Here is a 6,646-nt window from a genome sequence, read left to right on the forward strand (position 1 = left end):
ACTGATTGGTATAATACCACTTGCTGCCGCAGTTTATTTTCTAGCGGCATCTGGCATTACATTTATCGCTTACGCACTGGATAAGCGAGCAGCAAAAAACAAAGCTGGCGTATACAAGAGTCTAGATTGCACCTTTTAGCATTGCTCGGCGGATGGCCTGGAGCGTTACTGGCGCAGCAGGTATTAAGGCATAAGTCAGAAAAAACCTCATTTAAAATAGTGCTTTGGCTAACGGTAGTCAGTAACATTGGATTATGCTACCTGTTGCTTATCTCACAAACAGAGCTTCTTGAGAAGATTCAGCGCATACTATAAAGCGATGCTGATTTACCTGTTAATACCAATTCGATATGATTACCCCATCGTTCTACTAATTAAATGACACCATAATGAAAATGATCCTCGCAGTAGTCGTTATCGCCTGTGTAATTTTTTACTTTTTCACTTCAATGAATAACCAAAAAGCTGCTAAAGAAAATATTGAATTGGGTAATGCCTTCCTTGCTAAGAACAAATTGGAGCAAGGTGTAACGACCACCGCATCAGGGCTGCAATATCAGGTATTGGCGGCGGGCGATGGTACTGTCCATCCCAAGGCTAGTGATACAGTTACCGTTCACTACCATGGCACTTTAATAGACGGTACTGTATTTGATAGCTCCGTTGAGCGTGGCGAACCGATTGCATTTCCATTAAATCGCGTTATCAAGGGCTGGACAGAAGGTGTGCAATTGATGGTTGTTGGTGAGAAAGCGCGCTTTTTTATCCCAAGTGAATTAGCCTACGGCAATCGCAGTGCTGGTAAAATTGGTGGTGGTTCAACGCTTATTTTCGATGTAGAGCTCATCAGTATCGATTAACGAAGCCACTTAAAAAAAAGCCCGAACGGACAACCATTCGGGCTTTTTTGTATCATATTTTTAAGTCCACTCTATGCTTCATAACCAAACGGATCATCGATAGAGTGAGCAGGCTTAGTAAACCAAACAGGGCCTTGCTCTGTCATGTAGAAGTGATCTTCATGACGCACACCAAACTCACCCGGTACACATAGCATTGGTTCGTTACTAAAACACATCCCTGCGGCCAATGGCGTCTGATCGTTAAGCACTAAATATGGCCACTCATGAATATCTAAGCCAATACCATGACCCGTACGATGTGGTAAACCAGGCACGTCATAGCCAGGGCCAAAACCTTTGGCCTCTAGTACATCACGGGCAGCACGATCGACACTGGCACAGCTAGCACCTAACTGCGCCGCTTCAAATGCTGCTATTTGCGCATCTTGCTCACACTGCCATAGCTCACGTTGGCGCGCACTTGGTTCACCATAAACGTAAGTACGGGTAATATCTGAGTTGTATCCAAATAGCTGGCAACCCGTATCAATCAACACCGTATCGTTTAAATCAAGTGCTTTAGGAGACTTAACACCATGAGGATAAGCGCTGTCTTCACCAAACAGCACAATACAGAAATACGATCCCGCAGGGATACCAACCTTGATGTGCGCCTCATTAATAAAGGCTTCAACTTCAGTGGTGGTAATACCTTCGCGAAGAATACGCGCTGCAGCCTTATGCACCTCTAACGTCATATCTTTAGCACGTTGTAATAGACTTAGCTCAGTCGTGGATTTAATCATTCGGCAACCCGCCGTTGCAGGCTTGGCATTGACATAATTAAACTGTGGATGCGCTTGACGAACACCATCAAAAATAAAGAATGCAGCTGACTCATCAATACCAACATTACCAGAGCTAATGCCCATTTGATCCAAAACATCACCAAAGAGTGCGTAAGGGCTTTCGTCCTCTTGCCAAGTATTAACTTTACCTTCTATCGTCATGTAGCCATTTAAGGTATCAACTTCAAACGCAGGAGCAATGTACTCAACCGCGCCACTAGCAGGGATAATCGCACCGACCATACGCTCACTGGCATACCAACGTGTTCCAGTAAAATAGTATAAATTGGTGCCCGCATTAACATAGATAGCGGCAATGCCTTCAGCCTGCATAATAGACTGTGCGTTAGCGATACGTACTGAGTACTCATCGCGGCTAATAGGCTCTGCGCCTTGAGTCATAATTGCGAGCTTGGCTAACTCTTGTTCTGCGGTTGAACCGCCTACGCCTATTGTCATCTGCTTACCCTTACTTTAAAAGTTAACCTAAGCGGCGAAAACACCGTGTATTCAAGGCGTTCAGCGCTTATCATAAATGAAGCTATCAACCCATTTAACGCTATTGCCACAGCAAGCTTTAAACAGGGAGATCTATGTAAAAATATCTGCCTCACTTTCTAGCATAAAGTATACAAAAGTACACTACTAATTGCTGTTAATTGATAAATAGTTATTGAAAGCTTGCTTTAATCTCAGTAAATATCGTTTATAAGTAACAAAAAAGGAGCGACTAGCGCTCCTTTAAGTTGATGCGATAACACTGTTACCCCGCCAACATAGTTTTAAGCCCACGGCACACTATGGTTTCACGGTCATCGACACGATTAATCTTAGCGCTGGCCAACGGTGCTCTTAATGCCATCTTTTTTAATGTGTCGACGCAGCCTTTGTAGTAATCGAGGTTATTCATCATGCTGCCCGCAAGATAGACTCGCGACGGATTAAAAAGGTTTACCGTCCACGCGAGCCCCATACCTAAGTAACTACCAGCACGATATAGTTCGGCACTACTACTAAGGTTTCTCGCCACAATCGACTCGCCACTAGCAAGTCTCTCCAAACTAAATTCTCCGGACTCGGTCATCACTCGGCAATGCCCAAGCTCTCCAGCTATCCCCGCAGCCCCAGTAAAAGGTTTACCGTTAATCGCAATCGACATACCAATACCAGTATCACACATCACTAACAGTTCACACTGCTGCTTAGGCTCAAGCAATGCTCGCATAGCGGCGTCACTGTCGTTAGCAATGATTATCCGTTTAGCTCGTGTCACCAACTGCTCGGCTGACAAACCATTAAGCCCTGGTAGTGACTTACAAGCGACTAATTGCTTGTCTTGCACTAAACCAGGAACGGCAATTCCCAGTGAGTAACCATTGAGATCATAGTCTTGTTCTAGTTCAGCAATTTGAGTGTTTAAGCTGTCTATATTGAACCTATCGCTGGCACCAATCTTATATTGCTCAACTCGCCCTTGAGTTTCGATCTCAAACAGTGCTTTTGAACCACTTATATCTACCGTTAATGCTTGCACCAACTACTCCTAAGGCGTTCATAAATATCAGTTAAATAGCTTACCACAATTTACTTAATCGCAAGTTAATCAAACATTTTTGTGTAGCATACGGCTGGTAGATAGCTTCCACCATGCAATGAGTAGCAGTAACGCAGCAATCAGTGGTAAACAGCTGATCAGTAATATCTCCCAACCTAAAACATAAATTACCCAACCAGCACTCAGTGATGCCATAGCTTGCGCGCCAAAAACAAAGCTATCGTTAAACGCTTGCACCTTATAGCGCTCATCCTTGTTATAGCAACGAGGCAATAAAGCGGTGCCCGCCACAAAAAGGAAATTCCAACCAATGCCTAGCAATACCAACGCTGCCCAATAATTAAGGAGATCATGCCCAAGCAGTGCGGTGACTATGGTTATCACATAGGCCAGTAGGCCAAGTAGCATCATCTTCGATACACCAATACGTACCACTAATGCGCCGCTAATAAATGAAGGTAGATACATAGCGATAATATGGCTCTGAATAACCCACTTAGTATCAGCAAGGGAATGATGTTCAATATGATGCATATGCAGTGGAGTGGCCGTCATCACAAAGCTCATCATCGCGTAGCCTAACGTTGCGCCAGCAATCGCCACCCAGATTTGTGGTTGTGACAATATTGACCCCAGAGAACGACCTGTGGTCCGAGTGGACTCAATCGTTGCTTTACGCTCAACTTTTGCTTCTCGATAAAAACATAGAATGGCAGCAGCAATCAAACTCACTATGGTTAGAAAGGAAAAAGCGCCAACATAAGCTTGTTCTGATAAAACGTCACCTAACACAGCCAATTCGGGCCCTATAATTGCGGCCACCAATCCACCCAGTAATACTCTTGAAGCCGCTTTAGCTGCCAAGGTTTCAGACACCGACTCCATCGCAGCAAAACGATATTGCTGCACCACGGCGCCTGCAGAACCGAGCATCACACCGCTTAAACAGAATAAGGTAAAGTTCTGTTGTGAGGCTGCAAAAGCCGCCAACATGCCAGAGCTTGCTGCCACTAATGCGCCAGAAATAAAGACGGGCTTGCGACCAAAAGCCTGCATAAGTCTAGACACAGGTACGATAGACAATGCGACACCAATGACCATAGAGGCTATCGGCAATGTTGCAAGTTCAGGCGATGGCGCGATTTCCGCGCCAATAATACCACCTAACAACATCATCATTGGTGTGGCACTCATGGCAAACGCCTGCGCCAACGTTAGTATCCATACATTAAATGGCATAAGCTTTTATTACCCTTAAACAACACTATTAATTCGAGACGTCGTAACATTGATCAAAATTTTATTGCAACATAGTGGCACGAATTTAATGTTAACTCACCTAGGTAAACCGCTGAATATAAGCTTGTAGTCACAAACAACGCTACAAACTGGTAAAAAAGATAATACAAATAAGCCAGTAAGCCACTCCCCTAGCGCCAATAGATTGTGATAACCTCCGCGCTAAAGTAGAACTAAAATTCATCACATTCAGCCAATACCCTTTTGCTGATCAAGTGCTAGTTGGGAGTCATCATGTCAAATACTATTGCCGCACGCCTCAGTGCAATTCGAACTGAGATGGAAAAATCCAATCTCGATGCTTTTATTATTCCTCGTGCAGATGAGTATTTGGGAGAGTATGTCCCAGCCCATAATGAACGCATGCTATGGAGCAGCGGGTTTACCGGTTCTGCAGGCATGATCATTGTGTTAAAAGACTCAGCAGCTATCTTTGTCGATGGTCGCTACACGGTGCAGGTTCGTCAACAAGTAGATGCTGAGCTGTTTGAGTACCTAAGCTTGCATGACACGCCTCAAGCCCAATGGCTGACAGAGAAGCTCAGTGCCAATGCCAATGTCGGTTTTGATGCAAGACTGCATACCCTCTCTTGGTTCAATAACACTCGTAATACCTTGAGCAAAGCGCAGATAGAGTTGGTTGCCGTAAAAGACAACCCCATTGACCTTAACTGGAGCGATAGACCACAGGCATCAAATGAACCTATCATGGCCTTTAGCGAACAAAGTGCTGGCCGCAGTAGTATCGAAAAACGCTGCACTATTGGCGCAACAATAAAAGCCGCTGGCGCTGATGTGGCGATTATCGCGGCACTGGATTCATTCTGTTGGCTGCTCAATATTCGTGGTAAAGACGTGCCACGTTTACCCGTTGTTTTAGGTACTGCCTTGCTACATGCCAACGGCGATATGGTGCTTTTTACTGACACCACTAAATTGCCAGCAGGTATTGAGCAACATGTCGGTAGCGGGGTTAGCTTTAAAACCGAAGCTGAACTTGAAGCGGAGCTAGGCAAGCTTAATGGCGCCAAAGTGCTCGCAAGTCCAGATACTACCAATGCTTGGTTACAGATCACCGCAAAAAATGCCGGAGCTGAGCTTATTGCAGGTGCCGATCCGGTTGCACTGCCTAAAGCGCAAAAAAATGACGCTGAACTTGGTGGAATGAAGGCCTGTCATATTCGTGATGGCGTCGCAGTTAGTCGTTTTCTGGCTTGGCTTGATAGCGAAGTACAAGCTGAACGTTTATATGATGAAGGGCAACTTGCCGATAAACTAGAAAGCTTCCGCCTAGAAGATCCGCTATATCAAGAGCCGAGTTTCGATACTATTTCAGCTGCAGGTGCCAACGCAGCGATGTGTCATTACAACCATAATGATGGCACGCCAGCACAGATGACCATGAACAGTATCTACCTGGTCGATTCTGGCGCTCAGTATCTAGATGGTACTACAGACGTCACTCGTACCATTGCCATTGGTGAAGTGACTGATGAACAGCGCAAGATGGTTACCTTGGTGCTTAAAGGTCATATCGCCATTGATCAAGCTAAGTTTCCACAGGGCACATCAGGGCAACAGTTAGACTCTTTCGCTCGCCAATATCTATGGCAACACGGCTTCGATTTCGATCATGGTACAGGTCATGGTGTTGGCCACTACCTTAGCGTTCACGAAGGGCCACAAGGTATTGCTAAAAATAGAAGTGCTGTCGCTTTACTGCCGGGCATGGTGTTATCCAATGAGCCAGGTTATTACCGTGCCAATGAGTTTGGTATTCGTCTTGAAAACCTAGTCGCTGTACGTCCATCTATCACTTTAGCCAATAGTGAACGCGAGATGTTAGAGTTTGAAGCACTAACCTTTATTCCAATGGATGCGCGACTAATCGATAAGCGCTTCCTGACTGAAACTGAAATTGAGTGGTTCAACCAATACCATCAGCAGGTGCGAGAGAAGCTAACTCCACACATGCAAGGCACTGAACTGACTTGGCTTAACAAGGTTACTGCAGCGATATAATGCAGTGGTTCGATAAAGCAGCGCATTGGCGCTGCTTTTTTATTGATTGCATTTGTCGCAGTCTAGGGGCTGTTGATCTT

General features: G+C 45.1%; 6 protein-coding genes. 3 read left to right on the top strand and 3 right to left on the bottom strand.

Annotated features, from left to right (window positions below):
• Positions 1-141: 141 nt before the first annotated feature.
• Complete coding sequence (locus tag AB4238_RS20985) at positions 142-315, top strand: DUF1294 domain-containing protein (RefSeq protein ID WP_372035424.1); 174 nt, start codon at positions 142-144, stop codon at positions 313-315.
• Positions 316-389: 74 nt separating this feature from the next.
• A complete protein-coding gene (locus tag AB4238_RS20990; RefSeq protein WP_372035414.1) occupies positions 390-860 on the top strand; it encodes an FKBP-type peptidyl-prolyl cis-trans isomerase in 471 nt (156 codons plus the stop codon).
• A 71-nt stretch (positions 861-931) separates the two neighbouring features.
• Here the strand turns inward: AB4238_RS20990 and AB4238_RS20995 are convergent, their stop codons facing one another.
• The 3 genes from AB4238_RS20995 to AB4238_RS21005 form a co-directional block, all read right to left on the bottom strand.
• Positions 932-2,149 carry a M24 family metallopeptidase gene (locus AB4238_RS20995; RefSeq protein WP_372035416.1) on the bottom strand — a complete coding sequence of 406 codons (1,218 nt, stop codon included), beginning with the start codon at positions 2,147-2,149 and terminating at the stop codon, positions 932-934.
• A gap of 304 nt (positions 2,150-2,453) precedes the next feature.
• The gene (locus AB4238_RS21000; RefSeq protein WP_372035418.1) at positions 2,454-3,224 is read right to left on the bottom strand and encodes an ROK family protein; all 771 of its coding nucleotides are present in this window, start codon (positions 3,222-3,224) and stop codon (positions 2,454-2,456) included.
• A 69-nt stretch (positions 3,225-3,293) separates the two neighbouring features.
• A complete protein-coding gene (locus AB4238_RS21005) occupies positions 3,294-4,484 on the bottom strand; it encodes an MFS transporter (protein ID WP_372035420.1) in 1,191 nt (396 codons plus the stop codon).
• 294 nt (positions 4,485-4,778) lie between these two features.
• Between AB4238_RS21005 and AB4238_RS21010 the strand changes: the two genes are divergently transcribed.
• The gene (locus AB4238_RS21010; RefSeq protein WP_372035422.1) at positions 4,779-6,566 is read left to right on the top strand and encodes an aminopeptidase P family protein; all 1,788 of its coding nucleotides are present in this window, start codon (positions 4,779-4,781) and stop codon (positions 6,564-6,566) included.
• The last annotated feature ends 80 nt before the right edge of the window (positions 6,567-6,646 follow it).

The sequence above is a fragment of the Shewanella sp. 10N.286.45.A1 genome (assembly GCF_041470405.1).
Classification (GTDB): Bacteria; Pseudomonadota; Gammaproteobacteria; order Enterobacterales; family Shewanellaceae; genus Shewanella.

Bases quoted from the DNA above. Each gene is read 5' to 3' on its own strand.
- AB4238_RS20990 (WP_372035414.1), top strand. From the start codon at position 390: ATGAAAATGATCCTCGCAGTAGTCGTTATCGCCTGTGTAATTTTTTAC.
- AB4238_RS20995 (WP_372035416.1), bottom strand. From the start codon at position 2,149: ATGACAATAGGCGTAGGCGGTTCAACCGCAGAACAAGAGTTAGCCAAG.
- AB4238_RS21005 (WP_372035420.1), bottom strand. From the start codon at position 4,484: ATGCCATTTAATGTATGGATACTAACGTTGGCGCAGGCGTTTGCCATG.
- AB4238_RS21010 (WP_372035422.1), top strand. From the start codon at position 4,779: ATGTCAAATACTATTGCCGCACGCCTCAGTGCAATTCGAACTGAGATG.